Origin of the sequence: uncultured Jannaschia sp. (genome assembly GCF_947503795.1) — a bacterium.
GTDB lineage: Bacteria > Pseudomonadota > Alphaproteobacteria > Rhodobacterales > Rhodobacteraceae > Jannaschia.
This window is the reverse complement of sequence record NZ_CANNEZ010000001.1, coordinates 1,368,732-1,393,030: the sequence shown is the minus strand read 5'-3', so window position 1 is coordinate 1,393,030 and position 24,299 is coordinate 1,368,732. Positions and strand designations below refer to the sequence as shown.

General features: G+C 68.9%; 24 protein-coding genes and 1 tRNA gene. 9 read left to right on the top strand and 16 right to left on the bottom strand.

What is annotated here, in order from left to right:
* Positions 1 to 7 precede the first annotated feature (7 nt).
* From Q0833_RS07390 to Q0833_RS07345, 10 genes are all read right to left on the bottom strand, one after another.
* Entirely contained in the window at positions 8 to 1,042 is a 1,035-nt protein-coding gene (locus Q0833_RS07390) for a substrate-binding domain-containing protein (protein ID WP_298431899.1), read from the bottom strand.
* 103 nt (positions 1,043 to 1,145) lie between these two features.
* A complete protein-coding gene (locus tag Q0833_RS07385; RefSeq protein WP_298431896.1) occupies positions 1,146 to 2,186 on the bottom strand; it encodes an ATP-binding protein in 1,041 nt (346 codons plus the stop codon).
* 28 nt (positions 2,187 to 2,214) lie between these two features.
* Positions 2,215 to 3,471 (bottom strand): glutamate-5-semialdehyde dehydrogenase, encoded by a 1,257-nt coding sequence (locus Q0833_RS07380; RefSeq protein WP_298431893.1) that lies wholly within the window; start codon positions 3,469 to 3,471, stop codon positions 2,215 to 2,217.
* A gap of 11 nt (positions 3,472 to 3,482) precedes the next feature.
* On the bottom strand, positions 3,483 to 4,577 hold the full coding sequence (gene proB / locus Q0833_RS07375) for a glutamate 5-kinase (protein WP_298435049.1): 1,095 nt from the start codon (positions 4,575 to 4,577) through the stop codon (positions 3,483 to 3,485).
* Positions 4,578 to 4,588: 11 nt separating this feature from the next.
* A complete protein-coding gene (gene obgE, locus Q0833_RS07370) occupies positions 4,589 to 5,629 on the bottom strand; it encodes a GTPase ObgE (RefSeq protein ID WP_298431888.1) in 1,041 nt (346 codons plus the stop codon).
* Positions 5,630 to 5,661: 32 nt separating this feature from the next.
* Positions 5,662 to 6,228 carry a GNAT family N-acetyltransferase gene (locus Q0833_RS07365; RefSeq protein WP_298431886.1) on the bottom strand — a complete coding sequence of 189 codons (567 nt, stop codon included), beginning with the start codon at positions 6,226 to 6,228 and terminating at the stop codon, positions 5,662 to 5,664.
* Positions 6,225 to 6,827: a LysE family translocator gene (locus Q0833_RS07360; protein ID WP_298431881.1), complete on the bottom strand. Its 603-nt coding sequence runs from the start codon at positions 6,825 to 6,827 to the stop codon at positions 6,225 to 6,227. Before Q0833_RS07360 ends, Q0833_RS07365 begins: the two co-directional genes overlap by 4 nt.
* A 200-nt stretch (positions 6,828 to 7,027) precedes the next feature.
* Positions 7,028 to 7,297 carry a 50S ribosomal protein L27 gene (rpmA, locus tag Q0833_RS07355; RefSeq protein ID WP_298431878.1) on the bottom strand — a complete coding sequence of 90 codons (270 nt, stop codon included), beginning with the start codon at positions 7,295 to 7,297 and terminating at the stop codon, positions 7,028 to 7,030.
* A 6-nt stretch (positions 7,298 to 7,303) separates the two neighbouring features.
* Positions 7,304 to 8,083: a 50S ribosomal protein L21 gene (locus tag Q0833_RS07350; RefSeq protein WP_298431875.1), complete on the bottom strand. Its 780-nt coding sequence runs from the start codon at positions 8,081 to 8,083 to the stop codon at positions 7,304 to 7,306.
* A 186-nt stretch (positions 8,084 to 8,269) separates the two neighbouring features.
* Positions 8,270 to 9,139 (bottom strand): hypothetical protein, encoded by an 870-nt coding sequence (locus Q0833_RS07345; RefSeq protein WP_298431872.1) that lies wholly within the window; start codon positions 9,137 to 9,139, stop codon positions 8,270 to 8,272.
* Positions 9,140 to 9,293: 154 nt separating this feature from the next.
* Here Q0833_RS07345 and Q0833_RS07340 point away from each other — a divergent pair.
* Positions 9,294 to 9,383: transfer RNA gene (locus Q0833_RS07340), tRNA-Ser, on the top strand.
* Positions 9,384 to 9,664: 281 nt separating this feature from the next.
* Here the strand turns inward: Q0833_RS07340 and Q0833_RS07335 are convergent.
* The 6 genes from Q0833_RS07335 to Q0833_RS07310 form a co-directional block, all read right to left on the bottom strand.
* Positions 9,665 to 10,213, bottom strand: coding sequence for a response regulator transcription factor (locus tag Q0833_RS07335; protein ID WP_298431869.1), 549 nt, complete (start codon positions 10,211 to 10,213; stop codon positions 9,665 to 9,667).
* Between the two features lie 297 nt (positions 10,214 to 10,510).
* A complete protein-coding gene (locus Q0833_RS07330) occupies positions 10,511 to 11,611 on the bottom strand; it encodes an SCO family protein (protein WP_298431866.1) in 1,101 nt (366 codons plus the stop codon).
* Positions 11,608 to 13,926, bottom strand: a complete 2,319-nt coding sequence (locus Q0833_RS07325) for a multicopper oxidase family protein (protein ID WP_298431863.1) — start codon at positions 13,924 to 13,926, stop codon at positions 11,608 to 11,610. Before Q0833_RS07325 ends, Q0833_RS07330 begins: the two co-directional genes overlap by 4 nt.
* 217 nt (positions 13,927 to 14,143) lie before the next feature.
* Positions 14,144 to 14,599: a type II secretion system major pseudopilin GspG gene (gspG, locus tag Q0833_RS07320; protein WP_298431861.1), complete on the bottom strand. Its 456-nt coding sequence runs from the start codon at positions 14,597 to 14,599 to the stop codon at positions 14,144 to 14,146.
* A gap of 1 nt (position 14,600) precedes the next feature.
* Entirely contained in the window at positions 14,601 to 15,095 is a 495-nt protein-coding gene (locus Q0833_RS07315; RefSeq protein WP_298431858.1) for an A24 family peptidase, read from the bottom strand.
* A gap of 15 nt (positions 15,096 to 15,110) precedes the next feature.
* The gene (locus Q0833_RS07310; RefSeq protein WP_298431855.1) at positions 15,111 to 17,186 is read right to left on the bottom strand and encodes a secretin N-terminal domain-containing protein; all 2,076 of its coding nucleotides are present in this window, start codon (positions 17,184 to 17,186) and stop codon (positions 15,111 to 15,113) included.
* Positions 17,187 to 17,582: 396 nt separating this feature from the next.
* Here Q0833_RS07310 and Q0833_RS07305 point away from each other — a divergent pair, with 396 nt between their 5' ends.
* Genes Q0833_RS07305 through Q0833_RS07270 form a run of 8 tightly spaced genes read left to right on the top strand, consistent with a single transcriptional unit; the run spans position 17,583 to position 24,297 of the window.
* On the top strand, positions 17,583 to 18,611 hold the full coding sequence (locus tag Q0833_RS07305) for a PilN domain-containing protein (protein ID WP_298431852.1): 1,029 nt from the start codon (positions 17,583 to 17,585) through the stop codon (positions 18,609 to 18,611).
* The gene (gspM, locus tag Q0833_RS07300) at positions 18,604 to 19,185 is read left to right on the top strand and encodes a type II secretion system protein GspM (RefSeq protein ID WP_298431849.1); all 582 of its coding nucleotides are present in this window, start codon (positions 18,604 to 18,606) and stop codon (positions 19,183 to 19,185) included. The genes Q0833_RS07305 and gspM overlap by 8 nt, the downstream gene beginning before the upstream one ends.
* The gene (locus Q0833_RS07295) at positions 19,182 to 19,706 is read left to right on the top strand and encodes a hypothetical protein (protein WP_298431846.1); all 525 of its coding nucleotides are present in this window, start codon (positions 19,182 to 19,184) and stop codon (positions 19,704 to 19,706) included. Before gspM ends, Q0833_RS07295 begins: the two co-directional genes overlap by 4 nt.
* Positions 19,707 to 20,603 carry a hypothetical protein gene (locus tag Q0833_RS07290; protein ID WP_298431843.1) on the top strand — a complete coding sequence of 299 codons (897 nt, stop codon included), beginning with the start codon at positions 19,707 to 19,709 and terminating at the stop codon, positions 20,601 to 20,603.
* A complete protein-coding gene (locus tag Q0833_RS07285; RefSeq protein ID WP_298431841.1) occupies positions 20,600 to 22,252 on the top strand; it encodes a GspE/PulE family protein in 1,653 nt (550 codons plus the stop codon). The genes Q0833_RS07290 and Q0833_RS07285 overlap by 4 nt, the downstream gene beginning before the upstream one ends.
* Positions 22,239 to 23,468 (top strand): type II secretion system F family protein, encoded by a 1,230-nt coding sequence (locus Q0833_RS07280; protein WP_298431837.1) that lies wholly within the window; start codon positions 22,239 to 22,241, stop codon positions 23,466 to 23,468. Before Q0833_RS07285 ends, Q0833_RS07280 begins: the two co-directional genes overlap by 14 nt.
* Entirely contained in the window at positions 23,465 to 23,935 is a 471-nt protein-coding gene (locus Q0833_RS07275) for a GspH/FimT family pseudopilin (RefSeq protein ID WP_298431834.1), read from the top strand. The genes Q0833_RS07280 and Q0833_RS07275 overlap by 4 nt, the downstream gene beginning before the upstream one ends.
* Positions 23,932 to 24,297, top strand: a complete 366-nt coding sequence (locus Q0833_RS07270) for a hypothetical protein (protein WP_298431832.1) — start codon at positions 23,932 to 23,934, stop codon at positions 24,295 to 24,297. The genes Q0833_RS07275 and Q0833_RS07270 overlap by 4 nt, the downstream gene beginning before the upstream one ends.
* Positions 24,298 to 24,299 lie beyond the last annotated feature (2 nt).

The following is a 24,299-nucleotide window of genomic DNA, read 5'->3' as shown; positions in this document are numbered from 1 at the left end:
GATCGCATCAGTTCATGACCGTTTCGTCGGTCACGGTCGCCTGCACCGCGCCCAGTTCCGGATCGGAGACGAGGCCGTATTCGGCCAGCGGACCGTAGGGACCGGCGATGTCGTTCGAGACGAAGAACTCGGCGAATTCCTTCAGGCCGGGGATCGCGCCGATATGCGCCTTCTTGATGTAGAAGTAGAGCGGGCGCGACACCGGGTATTCGCCGGTCGAGATGGTCTCGGTCGAAGGCACCACACCGCCCATCGTCGCGACCTTCAGCTTGTCGGTGTTGTTCTCGTAAAACGAGAGACCGAACACGCCGACGCCGTTCGGGTCGCTCTCAATGCGGGCCAGCGTCTCGGTGTAGTCGCCGTCGATATCGATCGCGCGGCCATCGTCACGGATCGACATGCAGGCCCCTTCGGCACCGTCCTCGTCCATGCCGCCGTCCATCATGCGCTGCATCGCGCCGGTATCCTCGCAGCCCTGCAGGACGACCTTCTCCTCGAAGACCTCACGCGTGCCGTGCTTGGTGCCGGGAATGAAGGCGAGGATCTCGGCGTCGGGAAGGGCCGGATCGATCTCGGACCAGGTGGTGTTCGGGTTCGCGGCGAGCGCGCCATCCTCGCCGGGGATCTCCTTGGCCATCGCGAGGTACCACTGCGAGGGCGTGAAGGCGTCGAAGGCGGGGCCCGACTGCTGGCTGGCGAAGACGATGCCGTCATAGCCGATCCGGACCTCGATGATGTCCGTCACGCCGGCGGCGGCGCAGGCCTCGCGCTCGCCGTCGCGGATGGCGCGGGAGGCGTTGGCGATGTCGATCGTGTTCTCGCCGACCCCTTCGCAGAAGCGCTTCAGACCGGCAGACGAGCCGCCCGATTCAACGACGGGCGTCGGGAAGTCGAAATTCTCGCCGAAGGCCTCGGCCACGATGGACGCGTACGGCAGGACGGTGGACGAGCCTGCGACCTGCACCTGGTCGCGGGCTACGGCGGCGGTGGCGGACACGGCGGCGATGGCCAGGGCCGAGATCGCGGTCTTGGTGACGGACATGGATGTCTCCTGTGTGGATCTATCTGACGGACACCCCCCTGGCATCCGTTGGGCGCGACCTAGGCCTCCCACTTGGGGCTTTTGTGAAGGTTGGGTAACAGTTTTATGACGGCCCCGGAGAAAGAGCCGGAAGAACCACCTCGACCGTGGTGCCGCGCCCCTCGCGGCTGTCGATCCTGAGCCGTCCGCGATGGCGGTTCACGATATGCTTGACGATCGCCAGCCCGAGCCCCGTGCCCCCCTGCTGGCGGCTGCGGCCCGTGTCAACGCGGTAGAACCGTTCGGTCAGGCGCGGGAGGTGTTCGGGCGCGATGCCGGGGCCGTCATCGACAACGGTGATGCGCCACGCGGGGCCTTTCAGCACCGGCTCGCGTGCGATGGGCGCGAGCGCGACGCGCACCGTGCCCGCATCGGCGCCGTACTTTACGGCGTTCTCGACTAGGTTCGACATCACCTGAATCAACTGGTCGCGATCCCCCGGTGCCGGTGCTGAGTCCGGCCCGTCGGAGACGAATGTCACGCCCCCCGCGCCGGGCCGCAACATCTCGATCACCTCTCCCACGAGGCGCGACAGGTCGATTTCGTCCGTGGGACGTCGCCGCGCCTGCCCCTCGAGACGGCTGAGCGACAGAAGGTCGGACACCAGCCGGTTCATCCGCGCCGTTTCCTGCTCCATCAGGGCGAGGAATCGCTGCTGCGCGGCGGGATCGCTGCGCGCCGGTCCTTGCAGTGTTTCGATGAAGCCCATCACGGCGGTCAGCGGCGTCTTCAGCTCGTGGCTGACATTGGCGACGAAATCGCGGCGCATGGATTCGCCCGCGCGGGCCTCGGACAGGTCGCGGAAGACCAGCATCACCATGCCGCGCGGCCCGTCCCCAAGGGGTGTCACGTGGACGTCGAAGAGCGACTCGACCGCGCCCGACGAATGGGTGAAGCGCGCGCGCCCCGCCTGACCGTCCGACAGCGCGTCCTCGACCGGTCCCAGCAGCCCCGGTTGGCGCAGCGCGCTGACATAGGACTTGCCCAGGACCCATACGCCGAGACGGTCGCAGGCAGCGTCGTTGGCGATGGCGATGCGCCCGTTGCCGTCCAGCAGGATCGCGGGCTCCGGCAGGGCCTCGAGCATCCGGCGGAGCAGGGTCATGTCGGGCGGCCCGGCCATGCCCGCCGCCTCAGGCCCGCGTCGCGCCGTCGGCCGTCACGAGATACTTGAAGCTGCAGAGCTGCTCGGCGCCGACGGGGCCGCGCGCGTGCATCTTGCCCGTGGCGATTCCGATCTCGGCCCCCATCCCGAATTCGCCCCCGTCGGCGAACTGGGTCGAGGCGTTGTGCATCAGGATGGCGCTGTCGAGCCCGTCGAAGAACGCCTGGACCGGCGCGGGATCGTCGGCGAGGATGCAATCGGTATGGTTCGACCCGTAGCGCCGGATATGCGTGATGGCATCTGCAACGTTATCAACGGGTTTCGCGGCGATCTTCATGTCGAGGAATTCGGTGCCCCAATCCTCCTCGGTGGCGGCGACGGTGCCCCGCATCCCTTGGGCGCGGACCTCGACCCCGGCGTCCATGAGCATGTCGCAGAGGTCCTGCCCCAGCGTGTCCGCGATGTCGCGATGCACCAGCAGACACTCAGCCGATCCGCAGATACCGGTGCGGCGGGTCTTGGCGTTCAGGACGACCGTCTTCGCCATCTCGGGATCGGCCGACGCATCGACATAGATGTGCACGATGCCTTCGAGATGGGCGAAGACCGGCACCCGCGCCTCGCGCTGGACGAGGCTGACGAGGCCCTTGCCGCCCCGCGGGACGATCACGTCGATATGCTCGACCGCGGTCAGCATCGCCTGCACGGCGGCGCGATCGCGGGTCGGCACGAGCTGGATCGCGTCCTCGGGCAGGCCCGCCGCGCGCAGGCCTTCGACCATGGCGGCGTGGATCGCGCCGGAGGAATGAAAGCTTTCGGATCCGCCGCGCAGGATGACCGCGTTCCCGGCCTTGAGACAGAGCGCGCCGGCATCGGCCGTGACGTTCGGGCGGCTTTCATAGATGACACCGACGACGCCCAGCGGCGTGGCGACGCGACGGATGTTGAGGCCATTCGGCCGGTCCCATTCGGCCAGCACGCGCCCGACGGGATCGTCCTGCGCCGCGATGGCGCGCAGGCTGGCCACGATGCCGGCGATCCGGTCCTCATCCAGCGAAAGCCGGTCGAGCATGGCGTCGGTCAGCCCCTTCTCGCGTCCGAATTCCATGTCGCGGGCGTTGGCCTCGACGATTTCGGCGCGGCGGGACCAGAGCGTATCGGCGGCGGCCTCGAGCGCGGCGGTCTTCTGCCCGGCGCTGGCCTGCGCGAGGGTCACGGCCGCTTTCCGCGCGGCCTCGCCCATCTGGTGGAGCAGGGCGGGAATGTCGTCGGCGATGTCCTTCATGTCGCGTCTCCTCAGATCGCCATGTCGTCGCGGTGGACCAGTGCCGCGCGGCCGGGATAGCCCAGCACATCCGCGATGTCACCCGAGCGGAGGCCCTTGATACGCCGCGCCTCGTCGCCGGTATAGCGCACGAGCCCCTGCCCCATCGCGCGACCGTCGGGCCCCTCGATGGTCACCGGATCGCCGCGTCCGAACGGCCCGCCGACGAAGGTTACACCCGCCGGCAACAGGCTGCGCCCCTCGGCCAACGCGCGGGCCGCGCCCGCATCGACCGCGATGGTGCCGCGCGGCTTCATCGACGCGATCCAGCGCTTGCGTGCCGTGCGCGGATCGTCACGGGCGGCAAACCACGTCGCGCGCGCGCCGTCCGACAGCGCGCGGAGCGGATGCAGGGCACCCCCCGCAGCGATCACCAGCGCGCAGCCCGCATCTGTCGCCGTCCGCGCTGCGATGACCTTGGTAATCATCCCTCCCTTCGACACGCCCGACACCCCCTCGCCCGCCATGGCGACGATCTCGGGCGTGATCTCGGGCACGTCGGCCAGGTGGGTCGCGTCCGGGTCGAGATTGGGGTTCGCGGTATAGAGCCCGTCCACGTCCGACAGCAGGATGCAGACATCCGCGCCCGCCATTGCGGCAACCTGTGCGGCCAGTCGGTCGTTGTCGCCGAAGCGGATCTCGTCGGTGGCGACGGTGTCGTTCTCGTTGACGATGGGCACGACGCCGAGCGCCAGAAGCGTCTCGAAGGTCGAGCGCATGTTCAGGTATCGCCGCCGGTCCTCGCTGTCGTCGAGGGTCAGGAGGATCTGCGCCGAGGTGACGCCCAGCGGGCCGAGCGCATCGGCATAGGCCCCGGCCAGACGGATCTGGCCCACGGCGGCTGCGGCCTGCGACTGTTCGAGGCTGAGCGGAGCGGCAAGCCCGAGCACGCGCCGCCCGAGGGCGATCGACCCCGAAGAGACGAGGATGACGTCCTGACCCTGTGCCCGGAGCGCGGCCACGTCTGCGGCCAGACCGGCCAGCCAGTCGGCGCGCAGCCGTCCCGTGTCGCGATCGACCAGCAGGGCCGATCCGACCTTGACGACGATCCGCCTGGCGCCCGCCAGGCGCCGCGCGCTCAGACCGGCGTCCACGGCTCGTCATCGGCGGCATCGGGCTCGGACGCCGCCGCCTCGCGGTTGATGAGGACGCGAAGCGCGCGCAGCACCTCCGTTACGCCGGTGCCCGCCACGCCGGACATCGTCATGACCTCGCCGCCGGACGCGGCTTCAAGCGCAGCTCGCCGCTCGGCCAGTTCGTCCTCGTCCAGCGCATCCACCTTGTTAAGCACGGTCAGGCGCGGCTTCTCGACGAGGCCGCCACCATATTCCTCAAGCTCGCCGACGATGATGCGGTAATCCTCGGCCACGTCCGCACTGGTCCCGTCGACCAGATGCAGCAGCGCGCCCGAGCGTTCGACATGTCCCAGGAAACGGTCGCCGATGCCCCGGCCCTCATGGGCACCCTCGATCAGGCCGGGGATGTCGGCCACGACGAATTCGACACCGTCCACGCCGACGACGCCAAGATTGGGCACCAGCGTGGTGAAGGGGTAGTCCGCGATCTTGGGCCGCGCATTCGACGTCACCGACAGGAAGGTCGACTTGCCGGCATTGGGCAGACCCAGAAGGCCCACATCCGCGATCAGCTTCAGGCGCAGCCAGATCGTCCGCTCGACCCCCGGCTGGCCGGGATTGGCGCGGCGCGGCGCCTGGTTGGTGGCGGATTTGAAATGCTGATTGCCGAAGCCGCCATTGCCGCCCTTGGCCAGCACGACCCGCTGGCCCAGCTCGGTCAGGTCCGCGATCACCGTCTCCTGATCCTCGTCGAGGATCTCTGTGCCGACAGGCACGCGAAGGACGATGTCGTCACCGTCCTTGCCGGTGCGCTGGCGGCCCATGCCGCCCTGCCCCGACTTGGCGAAGAAATGCTGCTGGTAGCGAAAATCGATCAGCGTGTTCAGCCCGTCGACCGTCTCGACGATGACATCGCCACCGCGTCCGCCATTGCCGCCATCGGGGCCGCCGTATTCGATATACTTCTCGCGCCGGAACGAGACGGCACCGTTGCCGCCTCCACCGGACCGAATATAGACGCGGGCGAGGTCGAGAAACTTCATGTCTCAGTCCTTATGCGCGCCATCGGGCGGCCTCAAGCCATCTGGCGGATGTAGGTCCAGGTCGGGACCACGGCGCCGCGCGCCACGCAGAACGTCTCGGCGTCGCCAATGTAGTCGAAGCCCGCATTGGTCAGCACACGGGCCGAGGCCGGGTTGTCCTGCATGATGGTGCCGAAGACCTGCGCGCTGCGATCGGGGTTCGCCGCCATAAGCGCGCCGACGGCCTCGGAGGCGAGGCCGGTGTTCCACACACCCGGCGCGACCCAATAGCCGATCTCGGCCTGGTCGCGGTCCATCGCCCTGAGGCTGACAACGCCCACCAGCTCGTCCATGCCGGCCTCGGTCGCGTCCATCGCCCAGACGGTGTCGTCCCCTTCGCCCGCCATGATGCGCGTGACGAAGGCATCGACCGCGCCCGGCGGCAGCGGATGCGGGATGGAGGAGGTGTTGCGCGCGACCCGCTCGTCGCCCGCATAGAGCTCGATCAGCCCCATGTCGGCGCGACGCAGCGGGCGCAGCGACAGCCGCGCGGTCGAGATCACGGGCTGATCCTGGGTCGCGATCCGGTCGATGCGGACGGGGGAGCGTTGGGGGGTCATGCCGGTCCTCCGGAGAACAGGACGAACAGGACGCTGGCGACGGTCAGCGCCGCAAGGGTCCACATCAGGTACCGCTCGGCGGGACGGCCCCGCAGGCGCGCCGCGATCAGGCTGCCCCCGAGCGTCCAGAGCGGGTGAAGCGCAAGTTGGCAGCCGAGCAGGACGAGCGCGATCCAGGCCGTCGCCTCGAGCGCGGGCGTGCCGGGGGCGACGAAGGCGGTGAACCCACCGGTGATCATCGCCCAGGCCTTGGGGTTCAGCGGATGCACGATCAGGCCGGCCGCTAAGCCGGGTGCCGCGGCATCGCCCCCCTCGCCCAGTCGCAGGTTCGCGACCTTCCAGGCGAGCCAAACGATATAGGCAGCCGAGGCCCATTTCAGCGCCTCGAACGCCCAAGGTGCGGTTTCGGCCAACTGCATGAGACCGAAGCCGATGGGCCAAATGATGAGCTGCTTTCCGAGGACGACGCCCGCCACGAAGGGCAGCGCCCGGCGCAGGCCGTAGCGCGCGCCGGTGGCCATCAGCGCCATGTTGGCCGGACCGGGCGTGCCGACCTGGCTGGCGGCGAAGACCGCGAAGCTTGCGACCGCGACGCTCACGTCCGCCCGTACGACGTCGATTGCCGGACGCACCGGGCCCGCCCATCGCGGCGCACCGTCGTCCCCGCCGGCCGAAACGGGCGGATCGCGACCTTGGCCGCGGTCAGGACAAGACAAATCTGGGTCATGGAGACCCCCTGGAAAGAAAAAGGGGACCGGCTGGCGCCGATCCCCCTGTCATCACGTATGTGAGGTTCGGCTTACTCGGCGGCCTCCGCCACGGGGAGAACCGAAATATAGGTGCGGCCCTTGAAGCCCTTGCGGAACGTCACGGCGCCTTCCTCGGTGGCGAAGATCGTGTGGTCACGACCCATGCCGACGCCCGCGCCCGGCCACCACTTGGTGCCGCGCTGGCGGACGATGATGTTGCCCGGAATGGCGGCCTGGCCCCCGAAGAGCTTGACGCCAAGGCGACGGCCCGCGGAGTCGCGGCCGTTGCGGGAGGAGCCACCGGCTTTCTTGTGTGCCATCTGTCCTTACTCCTGTTCTGCGGCGAACGTGGTCGCCTGGTCGATCCAGTTGTCGCGCTCGATGCGACCCTTGAACGACAGTCGGTCATCCATATAGGCGATCTCGTCCGATCCCCAAGCGGCGATCTGGTCGAAGTGGAACACGCCGTTCTCGTGCAGCAGGCCCTCAAGCTTGGGGCCGACGCCGGAGATCTTCTTGAGATCGTCCGCCTTGCCGCCACGCGCCTCTTTGAGGAGGTTCGAGGGCTTCGTGCCCGAAGCCGCGGCCTCGACGATCTTCTCGGCATCCGTCGCGGTCTCGGTCGACTTGGGCTTGGCGGCGGCCTTCGGCTTCGTGGCGGCCTTGGCCTTCGCGGCGGGCTTGGCGGCCTCGGCGCGCTTGGGCTTGTTCGACGCGGGCGCCATGGCGGCCAGCGCGGCGGCGGAGACCGAACCGGTCCCGATCGCGGCCTTCACGCCGGTCTTGTCGCCACCCGACGACAGGATGTCCGTCACGCGGATCAGCGTCAGCTTCTGACGGTGGCCCTTGGTGCGCTTGGACGAGTGCTTCCGGCGACGCTTGACGAAGTGGATCAGCTTCTCGCCCTTGATCTGGTCGATCACATCGGCCTGCACGGCCGCGCCCTCGATCGTTGGCGCACCGACGGTCACGGTGTCGCCCCCGAGCATCAGGACATCGTTGAACTGGATGGTCTCGCCCGCCTCGGCGGCCAGGCGTTCGACACGCAGCACGTCGCCCGAGGCGACCCGGTACTGCTTGCCACCGGTCTTCAGAACGGCAAACATCCGCTCTCTCCTATGTATCTCTCGCGCCCTGTGGTGCCCTTGCGGGTCTTTGCGGCCCCACCTGCGGCGGGTCCACCTCGGACAGCGTGCCCCGTCAGGGACAAGTCGAATGAAACGGGGCCGCGGAATCGATCCACAGCCCCGGTCGTGCCTATTCCATGGCCCCGCGGGCCTGTCAACCGACGGTCAGGCGTCCTGTTGCGCGATGAACTTCGCCGCCGCGAGACCCAGCTCGTAGGACGTCGTCTCGAAGACAGAGCCGAAGCCCTGGAACATCGCCGACATGTAGCGGCGACCGGGCGCGGTCTTGGTGAAGGCGAGATAGTCGCGCAACTCGTCATCGCTCAGCGGCGCGTAGGCCAACGAGAGATAGCCCTGCAACCAGCCGCGGATCGAGCGACGGACCTGGGTTTCCTGCGCCCAGACCATCGCGATCATCTCGCTCTCGGTCAGGCGCGATTTGAGCGCTCCGCCGTCGCCGAGCCCCCGGTAGAAGGCATAGTTGGCGTTGAGCCCGCCCGAGACGTTGACCGTCACCAGGTCGAGCGCCTGGATCATCTCGCCGATCAGCTCGGCACGGGCCGTCCCGTTCTCGAATGCGGCGGCGGAGGCCTGTCGCGCCTCGGCCTCGACATCGCTGTCGAGCATCTGGCGACGCGCGACGATCTCGCGCTCGACCACGCGGGCACCCGCCCCGTCATTGAGGAAGCGAGCGGCGGCGGCGGCATCCTCGGGTGCCAATTCGCTGCGGAGCGCCTTGGCCAGAAGCGGCACGAGGCGGTCCGGCGCCTGGATGGTCGACACGACCTGTCGCCATGCCGCACCACCACGCCCCGGAAAGAGCGAGGCTTCGAGGCCCAGCCCGTGCCGCGCGCCTTCGGTGGCCACGATCTGCATCAGCGGTTCGGCTTGCGCCGCGACCATCAGCTGCGCGAATGCGTCCGCCTCGAAGGCCTCGAGCTGTGGTTCCGTCGGTGGAGTGTCGGCGCGCGCGGCGGCCACCATAAGGCCCATGCCGCAGGCAAGTGTCGCAAGAATACGGGTCGATGTTTTCATCGCTCTGCTCCCTCAGTCCCCTGCCATCGAGTGAACACGCCGCAACCGCGCGAGGGAAGCGGGGCGCGGTTCGATTTTTGCGGCCCGTCACGGGGAATCGACCCCCTTGCGCGGCCCGCGCGGCCCGACTAAGGACGCGCCACCACCAGGTCGCGGAGAGGTGCCGGAGTGGTCGAACGGGACGGTTTCGAAAACCGTTGTGGATTAACGTCTACCCAGGGTTCGAATCCCTGTCTCTCCGCCAACCCCCTCACTTCTCTGGATGAATCGCTGGTCAACCGGCTGTCGGCGCGCGCCGTTGCCGCGGCTCCGGTCCGGGCCCGATCCGTGGCGTCCAAGACGCGTTCGTGCTGCGCTGCGGCAGGTTCGTGACGGGCAGACGACAGGCGGCGGATAGCCTGCGACATCCCGTCTCCCCTGTGACTTCGATGCCACGGCCCCCTTCCACCCACGAGGCGAGGCGGTCGAAAAATGTGCAGTCGCAGAACGGGATAAGGGGCGCAGCTTGGTGAAATGACACAGCGGTCAGATGTCGAGCTCGGCCCGAAGCGCGTCGGACGTCATCACCAGTGCGATCGCCGCGGCGCGGCTGTTCACCCCGAGGGCGCGGTAGATGGTCGTGACGTGCACCTTCACCGTCGACTCGGCCAGATCGAGGTCGCGCGCGATCGCCTTGTTTGAAAGACCGCGCACCAGTCCCCGCAGCACCTGCGTCTGGCGGGCCGAGAACTGGCGCGGGAAGGTGTCGGCCTTGGCGGCAGTCCGGGCGGGACGCGGATTTCGGGTGGTGTCGGACGGCACCGGATGGACAGGGACCGCGTCGGCGACGGGTGCGCCGTCCTGCGGCGCGACGAACAGGACCTGCGCGCTGGGGAACCGGGCCCGGATCTCGGCAATGACATCTTCGGGTGAGATCCGGGGATCCGGAAGGTCGGCGATCACGAGGCGCACGAGGTCCGAGGTGGGCCGCGGCCCCGCCGCGTCGGGCGGGGGCGACGACCGCTCGCGGTGGAGCAGCGTCTCGAGGATGCGCGAGACCTCCTGGGTCGCCCTTGTGCGATCCGCACGCGTCAAGTCATCGTCCCCCGAATCGATTTTCTTCGCCGCCCGCGCCGACGCGGGCAGACCCGTGTCCATCAGCGACGTTCGGGCAGCCCATTGGCACCGCAGAACGGGCCGTCTGCCGCAACGATACCATATGCAAAGCCAGCCGCACCTTGATCCGGGTCAAGCACGCCGATGATCGGCGTCGGAAGCCCCCACTGGAACCTTCTACGCGGGTCACCATGGCGGCGTCATACGGAATGCACGAAAGACCAGCCCCGAAGCGCCGTGTGGCTTCGGAACCGGCGAAAGCTCGACCGGCTGACCTCAGTGATGGTCGGCGTGCGTATCGTGTTCGGAATGATCCGCGTGGTCGGCATGCGCGGCGTGGTCGTCCAAGGCCGCGTGATCGCCGTGATCCGCATGATCGTCATGGGCCGCGCCGTGATCATGGTCGTGGTCATGGTCGTCATGCGACGGCATTTCGGTCATCGGCGCGCCGAGTGCCACGGTCCTCGCCTCGAGGTAGTGGATCAGGTCGGAGGCGTCTGCCGCTTCGAGGCCGAGATCGGGCATGATCACGTCCGGGAATTCGGCGTCGAGAGCCATGGCCACGGGATCGTGGGTTGCCAGCATCTGGTCGGGATCCTGAAGGTAGCGCTTGAGCCAGTCGCGGTCGCGTCGGAGTGTCACCCCTGCAAGATCGGGTCCGACGCGCACGCCGTCGCCGATCGTATGGCAGGCGGCGCAGGCGGTGATGAACATCCCCTCCCCCCGCGTGTTGCGAATGACCAGCGGCTCTTCGGGCGCGTCTGACAGAGACGCGAGCACGGGCTTCGGCGGGATGTAGGTGGGGTCGAGTTCGAGGATCTCGGTCGTCGCGACCACGAGGCTGCCCATCAGGGACGTCCGACGCCACTGGCCGGTCGATCCGTTGCCGATCACCATGTCGCTGCGATGCTCACCAAGGAAGCGGCTGCGCTCGCCCAGCTTGTGACGCACGACGTCGATATCGGCACGCGTGCCGGTCAGGAACGTCCATCCCTCGCGGTTCTCCGCGCCGAACGCGGCCGCATAGGACTTCAGCCGCTCGGGCGTGTCGGTCTCGGGGTCGATGCTGATCGAGTAGACGAAGATGTCCTGCCCAACCCGCGCGCCCAGCCAGTCGACGATCTGCGCCAGCCGCGCCGTCGAGAGCCCGCAGATATCGGGGCAGTCGGTATAGATGAAGCTGACGACGACGATCTTGTCGGCGATCAGATCGTCATAGAACCGCACCGTCTCGCCGTCCTGCGTGACCAGCGGGGCGTTGGTGAAGTAGTCGCGGTCCCAGAGATCGGCCTCAGCCTCTCCGCTCGGGATCGCGGTGGCCACGGCGCAGAGCGCCGCGACCCCCAGCCAGCGCGCCACGCGCTGCAGGCCCGTCATGCGTCCCCCGACGGGAACGGGTCGAAATCCTCGTCGAAGGGATTTCCCTCGGGCAGCACCTCCGGCGTGACATAGGTGACGCCGTAGGGCGATGGCTTCGGCGTCGGGATCATCTCGACATGGGTCTGCGAGTTGTCCGGATTATCCGGGTCCGTCATCACGTCGTAGCGGAAGAGCATCGCCCAGTCCTCGTGGACGGTGTTGTGGCAATGCGTGACGTAGGCCCCGCCGAACTCGCCGAACCGCACCTGGATGTTGACAGTCCCTTTCTCGCCCAGACGCCAGACGTCCTTGCGCGGATTCTGCCGCTCGATCGGGCTGAGCGGCCGGCCGCCGCGATCCAGCGTGACGCCCTCCTCAAGGTGGAGATGCGCGGGATGATCCCAGCCGCCGCCGCCATTCTCGAGGATCCAATGCTCGACCTCGCCCGGCTCAGGGATGATGAGCGACGACCGGTTGGCGTTGAAGAAGTGGTTCGCCTCGCCGTTGATCTTGATCGTCCAGCCGAAGGATTCCTTGTCCCCGCAATCGGGGAAGCACGGTCCTTCCAGCTCGTCATCGCGACCGTCGGCACCCTTCCATTCGATGTGCCGGGTCCGGACCGGGGCCACGATCGGGATCGGATCGGTCAGGCGACCCGGCACGTGGCTGTAATCGGTGTGGTTGGCCGCCCGTATGACCGTCCCCGGCGCATCGGCGCTTTCAACCTCGTCGACGACGCGGAATTCCATGATCCCGCCGACGGCCGGATCGTCCGTCTTCATCCGCATGACATCGCGCAGGCGGAGCGATCCCTTCGGCCCGCGTCCGTCGTCATGCTCCATCGAGTTGAGCATGTAGATCCGGTTGCCTGGCTGGAAGACCGAGAAGTCGACCACGACGTCGAAGCGCTCGCCCGGCCCTTGCGGGTCGAGGCGATTGACCGTCACGGGGTTCACGAGGAAGTTTCCGTCGGTCGAGATCACCTTCATCGGAACCGGATTGCCCTGCTCGTTGACGAGCCCCAGCTCGACGAAGCGCGACATGCCCGCCGAGAGGATACGGAACCGGTACTTCCGCGGCAGCACGTCGAAATACGGCTTGTAGGCGAAATTCACCATCATCATGTCACCGCAGAAGCCATCGGTGTTGAAGATGTCGAAGAAGTACTGGCCTTCCTGGTCGGTGGCGGCGTCCGACACGATCAGGTTCACGTCGAAGTCGATATTCCCCCAGTCCAGCGTCGTGCCCGAAGGCAGGCGCAGGTTGACGCCGTCGTCCATTCCCTCGTGGCCCCGGTCGGGTCCGCTGTAGTAGTTCAGCATCCCGAGATGGCCCTTGTAGACGTTCTCGGCCGTGTAGAAGAACCGGTGATCGTGGAACCAGAGCGAGCCCTGAAGCTCGCGGTAGTCGCCCGGAACAAGGGTCAGCCCGCCGGCGCCATCGGGACCCGAGGCCCGGCGATCGGACGCGTCGGTGTTGATCATGTCGGCCCGCGCAAGCGTGGTCGACCAGTGGTAGTCGTAGAACTGACCCGGATAGAAATGCGCGTTCGACGCGCCATCGCTGCCCGACGCATTGTGGGCATTGTGATTGTGGGTCGACTGGCTGTTGCTGCCGAAGCCACCGTTGCGGGTCGGGTTCGGCAGGAGCCGGTTGTAGTTCCGAAGCACCACAGGCTCGCCGTAGCGCAGCTTCATGAGCGGCGGCGGAAGGCGCGAGCGCGTGTTGCGATTGCTGCCGAAGGTCCAGACCTTGTCCGGCTCCTGGTCTGGCATGCTTGGATGGAAGCGCACACCCGAGGCGGCGCGGCCCAGCGTGAGCATGAAGCCCTTCTGCGGAAGGTACTCCTCCCACCGCTGATGGGCGAAATACTCACCCGGCGGGCGGCCCTCCTGCGGGCCGTAATGGTAATAGGGATTCACGTTCTCGGTGCCGCCGCTATCCGTGAACTCAGTATGATATGACAGGCGCCGTGCGGGCGGCCACCACCGGCCCCGCGCGTAGACATCGACCTCGTTCTCGCGCTTGATCGGCGTCATGTCGTGCGGAGTCTGAAGGCTCAGCCGCGGCATCTCCTGCGTGTAGGGCTGCGCCCCGAAGAGCGGGCTGAGCGGCGTCCCGGTCGGGATGTTCTGCGCGCTGGCGCTGCGGGCGAAGGGGCTCAGGCCGTTGACCTCGGCCAGGAGGCCCAGCCCCGTGAACGTGCCCCACTTGAAGAGCTCGCGCCGGGTGACGTCCCCGATGGACAGGGCCTGAACGATTTCTGCGCGATTGCGACGTGCGTTTTCGGCTTCGCGGATCTGCGTGCGTGACGCGTCTTTCGGAAGATACATACCCAATACCCCACTACTCGCGGACGCAGGGAACGAACCGTCTCGAGGCGGTTGGCAGGGCCGGATCGCGGCGTTCCCCCGAACGCTACGTCAATCCTACCTGACAGCGGGAGTGTCTCAATCCTACAGGTGGATTAATCACTTGCGGGGAGGTCGAAGGTCTCGAACGCCACACGACGAAGGTCCAAGAGACGGGCGGGACTAAGGTCCCGAATGCCTATCTGCTGTTCGAAATGTCGCGATCTTCGCCCTCTCCACCGGGGCTGCCGTCGCGACCGAACGAGGTGATTCGGACCGCGCCATCGTCGCTTTCGTAGATATACGCGGCTCCCCATGGATCGACCAGCGCGTCGGCATTCTGGAGATACGGACCCTTCCACCGCGCCGCCAGCGCGGGCGTCGGTTCGGCGAGGACATCGAGCCCCTCCTCGGTGGTCGGGTAGCGGAAGTTGTCGATCAGGAACAATTCAAGCGCGCTCTCGATATTGCGGATCTGGGTCTGGGCGGCCTCGCTGCGCGCCGAGCCGAGATAGCGCAGCACCTGCGGCGCGACGATGCCGCCAAGGAGGACGATGATCGACAGGACGACCAGCAGCTCGATCAGCGTGAAGCCCGCATCGCGCTCCGCGTCCGCGTCCCGACACCGTCGCGTCTTCGATAGCTTGCGATCCATCTTACCATACCCCCGCGGGCGCCAGCATTGGCAGCCCCGACCGTTCGAGGATCCATGTCAGCATCAGGCCCAGCCCGATGAACGGCCCAAACGGGATGCGCGTCAACCGGTCCGTCCGGCGCCCCGCGACCGCTCCGACCCCAACGGCGACAAGCGCGCCGACGGTCGCGACCACGAGCACGAGCGGCAGGTTCCACGGGCTGACCCAGAGTGCGGCAGCGGCGATCATCTTGATGTCGCCCAGCCCGAGGCCCGTCAGTCCACGGCGGCGGCGGAAGATCTCGGCGATGATCCAGAGTGCCGCGCCCACCACCGTCGCCGCAAGCAGCGACGGCCACGGCACCTGCCCGTCGAGCACCAGTGCCGCCGCCAGCCCCGAAAGCGCGAGCGCCACGTTCAGCGGGTCGGGAATGCGCCGGGTCCGCAGGTCGATGACCGCGATCGCGCCGAGGATCGCCAGAAGCGCCCCGCCGGCGACGACAATCCCGACCGTCATCCGCCCGCGCGCCCGTCAGCGCAGGCGGCGAAGATCGCGCTGACGGCGCTGCTGCGGCGTCTCGCTGCGGCCGAAGTCGAGCCGCTGGCGGAACTCGTCGCTGACCCGCCGTGCGGCATGGGCGTCGCGGATGATCTGGGGCCGCACGAAGATCAGAAGCTCCGTCCGCTCGCGACGGTCGCGGCGGTCGCGGAAGAGATTGCCGACCACCGGCACGTCGCTGAGGACCGGCACGCCGTTCTTGGTGCGCTGCGTCCCCTCCTGGATCAGACCGCCGAGGACGACCGATTCCCCGTCCATGACCGACACTCGCGTCCGCAGGCGTCGCTGCTGGATCGTGGGGGAATCGATCCCGGACGACGTCGTCGCGACGACGCGGCTCGCCTCTTGGTCGATGTCGAGAAGCACGCCGCCATGGGCGTTCACGCGCGGCACGACGTTCAGGATGATGCCCGTGTCACGCAGCTCGACCGCACTGACGATACGCGCGTCGGGATCGTCGGCGCTCTCGGCGGTGCGCGTGACGACGGGCACCTGATCGCCGATCTGGAGGATCGCCTCTTGATTGTTCAGCGCCATCAGCGTCGGCGTCGAGATCACGTTCACATCCGTCACGCTCGACAACGCATTGATGGTGGAGCGGAAATCGCCCAGCGCGCTGTTCCATGAGAAGCCGGGGAAGTTCGGCTCGAGCGCGCTGTCGAATCCGCGTGTGGCGGACCCGTTCTCGAGGAACCAGCGAACGCCGAAGCGCAGCGTGTCGTTGAGCGAGACCTCGACGATGACGGCCTCGAGCATGACCTGCGTGGCCACCGTGTCGAGCCGCCGCAGGACGGGCTCCAGCCGCCGGTATTCCTCGGCGGTGGCGCTGATGAGAAGGGAGTTGTTCTCGGTATCGGCGACCACACTGGAGGACACGCTTGCACCCAGATCGGGATCGGCCGTCAGGCCCACGAAGGTCGGGTCAACGCCGTCGGCGCTGGCCACCTCGACCTCGCCCAGACCGGGCGAGACCGCGCCGTCCGACCCGCCGCCCAGTACCGATTGCAGCACGCGGGCCAACTCCTCGGCCGGGCGGTTCTGCACCGGATAGACGAAGAGCCGGTCCGACCCCGCGCCGCCGATCGTGTCGAGCTTCCGGATCCATTCGCTCGCACGCGGCAGGTAATGCGGCTGCGAGGTCACGACGAGGATCGAACCCAACTGCTCGTTGGGCACGAAGCGGATCACGTCAGCCGTGGCCCCGTCGGAGCTGCGGAAGATCTCCTCAAGCTGCGAGGCGACCGCCTGGGGTGCTGCGTCCTTTAGCGGATGGAGCGCCACGGACTTGCCGCGCATCCAGTCGACATCGAAGACCGAGATGGCATCGAGCATCGACGACAGTTCCGCCTGCGATCCGGCGAGGAGAAGGTAGTTGCGCACGCTGTCGAAGCGCAGGATCGAACCCGGCTGGCTGATCGGGGTGAGGATGTCGCGCATCTCCTCGGCCGCGATATAGGCCAGCGGCACGGCGAGGACGCGCATGCCCGGCGCGCTGGCCTGAAGCGCGGGCACGCTGACGGGCGGGGTGTTCGCGATGGCCGCGTTCGACTGCACGATGCGGTAGATGTCGGCGTTTTCGACGATGGCGTAGCCGTTGGCGGCGAGGGTGATCTCGAAGATGTCGATCAGGGCCTCGCGACTGACGGGCGAGCTGGTCTGGAGGGTAATCGTGCCCGGCAGGTCCGGGTCCACGACATAGTTTAGGTCGAGCGTATCGCCGAGGATGAACTGCGCCGCCGCCGGGATCGGCGCGTCCACGAGGTTGAGCTGGAACCCCTCGTCGCCGCCGAAGGTCGGCTCGCGCCGGATCGGTGGATTGCCGGCGCCCAGAAAGACGCCCGAGCCGGTGCGGCCCGTGCCCGACGTGGCCCCCGGCACGCCGCTCCAGCCGCCCGCGGCGTTGGCGGTGCGCGTGGCGCCATCGCCTGCGCCCAAGCCGCCCAGCAGCGTATCGAGACGGCTGACGCCGGCCTCGTCGCCCGCACAACTGGCCAGAACCGTCGCCAGCGTGGCAACAATGAGGGTGCGCTTCCAGGTTCGGGCGCTCATGGTCGCGGCCCGTATCGGGCCGGTTCCATAGCGGTCATATCGGCAACCCGCGGGTCGCCACCTCCGAACGGTGCATCGTGATACATGCCTGTACTCGCCTGAACGTGCTGCCAACCTCTTGGGCGCGCCGATTCTCTGGCCGTACGTCGCCCTCGCCTTTCCGACATTTTCGCCGGTTGTTTTGCGAGCGAGGTTAACAGATGCATCCGGTCTGTCACGTTTTTTGCACATTTCGCGCGGAACGGGCCCCGGAGTGATGCATCCGGGCCCGAATGTGTTCCGTCCGAACCCCGCCGAACGGACGGCCTGCCCGTCGCGGGAAAATCGGCTATACTCGGCCTCCACCGTGGGGACGGAACTGCTGCCGAGAGGGCGAAAAGGGTAATGGTTACAGGTGTGATCGACTATGTGGCGGACATCGGCCGCTGGTGGTCGTGGGAGCTGTCCTCCCTCGTGTCGCGCCGTCGATCGGTTGCCGCGGCGGGGGCGCGCCCCCTGCTCCGCGTCTCGCGCGCCGGTGTGTCCATCGAGACACAGCGCCGCCCGCCCGAAGTGGTTAAGCCAGCTGAGATCGGTGCCGCGCTCCGGCGGCTGCCGCGGCGGCTGCGCTCGCCCGTCGTCGATGTCGTGGTCGAGCCGGACCGCCACCTGCAACGCAAGCTCTCGCCCCTGCGCCTGCCCCGCAGCCGGATGCGCGCGATGGCGCGCATCGATTGCGCGGGCGCGACGCCGCTGCGCGAGGAAGACTGCATCCTCGTACTGCCCGAGTACCGTCGGGACCACGCAGCCAGCGTCTATTTCCTGTTGCGGCGCGACCAGTTCGAGCCGATCCGCGCAAGTCTTGCCGCCGCGCGTATCGAGATCGGACGGCTCGCCATGGCGACGCCCGATGGCGTATTCGTGGCCGACGCCCCAAGCCTCGCCGCGTTGCGCCGCCCCGCCCGAATGCGCCGCATGGCGCATCGCCTCTTCTGGGGCGCCGTCGCCGCCTCAATTTTCGGGCTGATCGCGCTCGGCGGCGTCACAGCGTGGCAGCAGAACAGGGCGCTGGACGCGCTCGGTGTCGAGATCGCCGCGGCCGAGGCCGAGGCGTCGAAGGTTCGCGCCGATATGCGCGCCCGCACCGAAGAGATCGGCCGCATCGCCTCGGTGCGCGAGGCCAAGAGCCAGGCCGTCCCGCTCGTCCGCATCCTCGAGGAACTGGCCCTCGCCCTGCCCGACGGCACCTGGCTGACCCGGATCGACGTCGATGATGGCACCGTCACGCTGACGGGCCAGACCTCGGGCGCGGCGCGGCTGATCCCCCTTCTCGAGGACTCGGACCTCTTTCGCGCGCCGACCTTTACCCAGCCCGTGCTCCGCGATGCGGGCAGCCTCGACGAGCGCTTTACCATCACCCTCGAGACGGCGAGCGCCGATGGATAGCCGCACCTCCCTTCTCAACGCCCCTCGCGCCCTGCGACTGGCCGTGGCCGCCATGGCCCCGGTGTTGGCGATCGCGCTGGTCGCCGGGGCCGTGGGGCTGGCGCGCGACCGGCTCGACGCGACCGCCGACCGCATCGCGGCGGAACGGGCCAATCTCGGCAACCTCCAGCGCCTCATCGCCGCGACACCCGGCGCGACGGCGCCGCGCCCGGCTGACGCCCCCGAATTCCTGCCGGGCGCCAGCCCCGCGCTGATCCAAGCCGCGTTCCAGGGCCGGCTGGGCGAGATCGCGGCCGCCAGCGGCGTCGACCTTCTGGCCGTCGGCAACGCGCCTGTCACGGAACGCGACGGAACCCGGTTCGCGGGCCTCCGGGCCCGCATGAGCGGCACCAATGCCGAGATCGTCGAGACCGTCTTCGCCATCGAGAGCGCGGTGCCCTACCAGACGATCCGCACCGCCCGCATCGACGCTGCGACCGCGCCGGGCGACCCCGACGCGGCCGATCCGACGATTCTGTCGATGGAGCTTCTGATCGAGGGCGCGCTGCCGCCCGATCTCGAGGTCGCGCAATGAGGATGGTGGTCCTCATCCTCCTGGCGCTTGCCGCCGCGCTGGCCATCGGGGCGAAGGTCCACGAGGTGGCGATGACGCCCCTCGACGTCTCGCCATACGCGCCTGCCCGACCCGACGCGGGCCCCGAGACCGCGCCGCAGGATGCGGGTCCGCTGGACGTGGCGGCCCTCGACCGCAACCAGGTCCTGTCCCGCCCGCTCTTCACCGAGACGCGCCGTCCGTGGCAGCCGCCGCCCGCACCGCCGCCGCCTCCGCCGCCGGTGGTCGCCGCGCCGGCGCCCCCACCGCCCCCGCCGCCCGAACCCGATCCGATCGCACCCCGCCTCATCGGTGTGGCACGGTCGGACGGGCAGTCGCGCGTCCTGCTGGGCGCGCCCGAGGGGTTCGAGACCATCTGGCTCCGCGAGGGCGAGGTCGCGTGGAACTGGACGGTCAGCGAGATCGACGCGGGCTCCGTCACCGTGCGTCAGGACGATCATGTCGTGCCGCTCGGCCTTCATGGCGACGGGGCGCGGCCCTAGATGGCGCCGGTCGCGCCCCCCGCATCCCGGCCCGCCGAGGACGGCTTCGCCCTCTTGGCGGTCGTCGTGTTCCTTCTGGTGGTCACGACCATGATGACGGGCTTCGTCCTCGCCGCACGCGCGGGGCTCGATCAGGCGCGCGACGGCGTCGCCGAAGCCCGGCTCGACCTCTTGGCCGAGGGGCTGGGGCGCGTGGCGGCGCGGGCGGTCTTCATCGCAGAAGCCACCGAGACCGCCCCGCCCTTTGCGCTCAATGCCAACCCCGCCGCATGCCGCGAAGGCGACCTGACGATCCTCCTCCGGGTGCAGGACCAGCAGGGTCTCGTCGATCTCAACGCCGCCGGGCGCGAGCTTCTGGTGCTGGCGCTCCGGTCGCTCGGGCTGTCGGCGGCGGCGGCGGCCGAGCAAGCGGACGCGATCCTCGCCTACCGCACGCCGCCGGACGACGACGCGCCGCCCCTCGCCGACCATCAACTGCGCGACGGCCTCAAGCAGGCCCCCTTCGCGGCGGTCGAGGAGTTGCACGCCTTTCCCGTCCTGGCCGAGCTTCCCATCGACCGCCTGACGGGCACCTTCACCGTCCATTCCGACCAGCCGCGCGCGACCGCCGCGCGCCTGCCGGCCCCGTTGGCCGCCGTGCTGGGCCGCAGCAACCTTCTGGAGGACGAGCCATCCTCCGGCACGCCTGTCCGCATCGACATCTTCGTACGGGCGGGCGACGACACGCTGGGCTACTCGGGCCGCATCGTCGAGGAGCGTCGGGGCGCGGCGATCACGCTGGAGCGAAGCGTCGCCCCCGGACGCGCGATCGCAGCCCCGCCTGACGCCGTGATCCCCGGATGTGCGGCGCTGTTCGGTCCGGGCGTCACGGTCCATCTCAGGGAGGGGACGGCATGAATATCCGACCCGGCACGGACACCCCGCGCGACGGGTTCGAACGCTTCCTCACCCATCTGGAAGGCCAGGGTGTCCTGCGGCCCGAGGCGAGCCAGCGTGCCCGCAACGGCCGCGCTTCGACCGACCATCCGGCCGACACGGTGCTGATCGAACTGGGGCTGGCCCGCGAGAGCGACCTTGCGCGGCACATGGCGGCGTTTCTCGGCCTTGCCGAGGCGCGGATCGACACGGGCGCACTCGACCCCGCGCTGATCGATCGCGCGGGGCTGTCCTTCCTCGACACCCACCAGATCCTTCCGCTGGAGATGACCGACGACGCGCTCGTCGTCGCCGTCGCGGATCCGTTCGCGACCGACGGCGCCGAGATCCTCGGCTACAGCTTCGACCGGCCGGTCGAGCTGCGCGTCTGTCCCCGGAGCCGCATTCTCGATGCCCTCCGCATGCTCTCGGGTCAGGACACCGCACCTCCGCCGACCCCGCGCGCCGCCACTCCCGAGGACGGCGACGGCGAGGACCTCGAACGCCTGCAGGACATCGCCCGCGAGGCGCCCGTGATCCGCTTCGTCACGCAGGTCATCCAGACGGCCGTCGACCGGGGCGCGACCGACCTCCATATCGAGCCGCGCGCGGATCACGTCTGCATCCGGATGCGCTGCGACGGGATGCTCGACGTGGTCGAGACCGTGCCCCGCGCGATGCTTCCGGGCATTGCCACCCGCATCAAGATCCTCGCGCGATTGAACATCGCCGAGCGCCGGATGCCGCAGGACGGCCGGATGCGCGCCACCGTGCGCGGGCAGGAGATCGACCTGCGTGTTTCGATCCTGCCGTCGGTGCATGGGGAGTCCTTCGTTCTCCGCATACTCGACCGGTCCGGCGTGGCGCTGACCCTCGATGCGCTGGGCTACGCGCCCGAGGCCGCCGCGCACCTGCGCCAGTTGGCGCGCGTGCCCAACGGGATCATCCTCGTGACCGGCCCGACCGGCAGCGGCAAGACGACAACGCTCTACTCGGTCCTGCGCGAGCGGCAGTCGGACGACGTGAAGATCTTCACTGTCGAGGATCCCGTCGAATACCGCCTCGATGGCATCACCCAGCTTCAGGTCGAGCCCGCGATCGACCTGACCTTCGCGCGCGCGCTCCGCTCGGTGCTGCGCCATGACCCCGACATCATCCTCGTGGGCGAGATCCGGGACCGGGACACCGCGCAGATCGCGATCCAGGCGGCGCTGACGGGGCACCTGGTGTTCTCGACGCTGCACACCAACAGCGCGGCGGGTGCGCTGACCCGGCTGGTCGATATGGGCATCGACGACTACCTGATCGGCGCGACGATCCGGGCGGTCGTGGCCCAGCGCCTGCTTCGGAAGACCTGCGACGCGTGCGGCGGCGACGGCTGCGCGCGCTGCCACGACACCGGGTTCGCCGGACGGACGGTCACCTACGAGGTGATGGAGGTCACGCGCGAGATCGCCGCCCGGATCGGGACGGGCGCCACCGAAGCCGATCTCGAGGCGTTGGCCGCCGCACGGGGTGTCACGCCGATGGCGGCACATGCCGAAGGGCTCGCGCGGCGCGGCGTGACGGCCCTCGAAGAGGTACGCCGCGTCCTCGACCGCGCGCGGAGCGGTGGCGATGTCGGCGATTGAGCGCATCCACTTCAAGGCCTACCGCCCGGATGGCGAGGTCGAGACGGGCACGCTCGACGCCGTCGACGAGGCCGACGCGACGCGCCAGCTTCGCCTGACGGGACGCACCCCATTCGAGCTGCGCCGCGTGTCGGGCGCCGCCGCCGCCGGGCCGGTCCGACCCGAGCGCGCGGGCGGCGGGCTCGGCGGCCGACTCGATCTCGCGCGGTTCTTCGCGGAGCTCTCGGTCATGCTCGACGCGGGCTTCACGATCGACGTCGCCATCCGCGCCATCGCCGATGCCGAAACCGAACGTCTGCCCCGCGCCCGCGCCGCCGGGGTCCACGCCCGGCTGACCGAAGGCCAGTCGGTCGCCGAGGCATTCTCTGTGGTGCCCGAGATCACCGACGATGTCGTCGCCCTTCTGGCCAGCGGCGAGACGAGCGGCCGCCTCGATGTCGTGACGCGGACGTTGGCCGACAGCTACACGCGACGTGCCGCACGCCGCCGTGAGGTGACCGAGGCGCTGCTCTACCCGGCCTTCCTCCTGCTCGTGATGGTCTTCGCGTTCCTTCTCCTGTCCCTCTATCTCGCGCCCGCGCTCCAGCCTGTTTTTGCGAATGCAGGGATCGCATCGCCCCTCGTGATCCGCGTCCTTCTGGGCTTCGGCGCCTTCGTTGCCGGGCCGGGGCTGCTGATCCTCGTCGGCGCGCTCGCCCTGACGGTGCCGCTCCTGCTGTGGATGCGGACGCCGCGCGGGCGCGATGCCGCGATGGCCGCACTCGCCCGCGTCCCCGGCATCGCGGCGGCGATCCGCGCGGGCGTCAACGCGCGCTATCTCACGACGATGTCGCTCCTTCTCGGGAACGGCGTGCCGATGCTCGAAGCGATGCGCCTGGCGGCGGCCACGGCGGTCACGACGGCGCAGCGCGCGGGCCTTCTGGCCGCCCGGACGGAGGTGTCCGAAGGCGCCCCATTCTGGCGGGCCGTCGACGCCACGGGCCAGTTCCCCGGCCCCGTCACGGCCCTCCTCCGGCTAGGCGAGGAATCGAACATGCTGGCCGCGATGATGGGCCGCGCGGGTTCGACCATCGACGGCCTCCTGCAACGCCGGATGACGCGCCTCCTGACCTTCCTCACCCCGGCGATCACGCTCGCGCTGGGCGCGCTGGTCGGCGGGCTGGTCGTATCGGTGATGTCCGCCCTCCTGAGCATCAACGAGATCGCGATCCGATGACCGCCCCCGCGCCAAGTCTCGACCGCAATGCGGGGTTCACGCTGGTCGAGATGCTTGTGGCGCTGGCCATCCTCGGCATCCTCGCGGGCCTGGGCGCGGGGGCACTGGCACGGCGTGACCCGGCCCCCTCGCCCGTTCAGATGGCCGAACGGCTGCAGACGGTGGTCCTCGATGCACGCGCCGATGCCATGCGGACCGGCCGGGACACGCTGGTCGCGATCGACCTGTCGGAGCGCCGCTTCGCCTATCCGCCAGATGCAGACCCCATCGGCCTGCCGCCGGGGATGCGGCTCGACGGCGTGCTCGCACGGCCCTTCGTCGAGGGCGGCACCGCAGCACTGGTCTTTCGCCCGGACGGCAGTTCCTCTGGGGCCGAGCTGGCCTTCGTTGCGGATGGATCCGTGGCGCGGCTCGAGGTCGATTGGCTGACCGGCCTGCCGCGCCTTCTGAGCGGTGACGCGCCGTGACGAATGCGCGCGACGAGGGCTTCGTCCTTCTCGAGACGCTGGTGGCGTTCCTCGTGCTGGCGGTCGGGCTGACGGCGGCGATCGGCGCGGTCTCGCAGGCGACGCTCGCCGTTCGGGGCGCGAGCGAGGCAAGCCGCGCCGCCGACCTCGCCCGCGAGGTGGCGACGGTCGAGATGCAGGCGCTGACCGGGTTGGGTGCGACGACGGGCGAATTCGAGGACCGGGGCGCGTGGCGTCTGGTGGCGCGCGAATTGCCCGATGGCGGCGCGATCCCGCTTCTGGCCGTCACGATCGAGATCCGCCCCGCGGGCGCCAGCCGTGCCTACCGGTTCGAGAGTTTCGCGCTCGGGGCCGCCCCATGAGG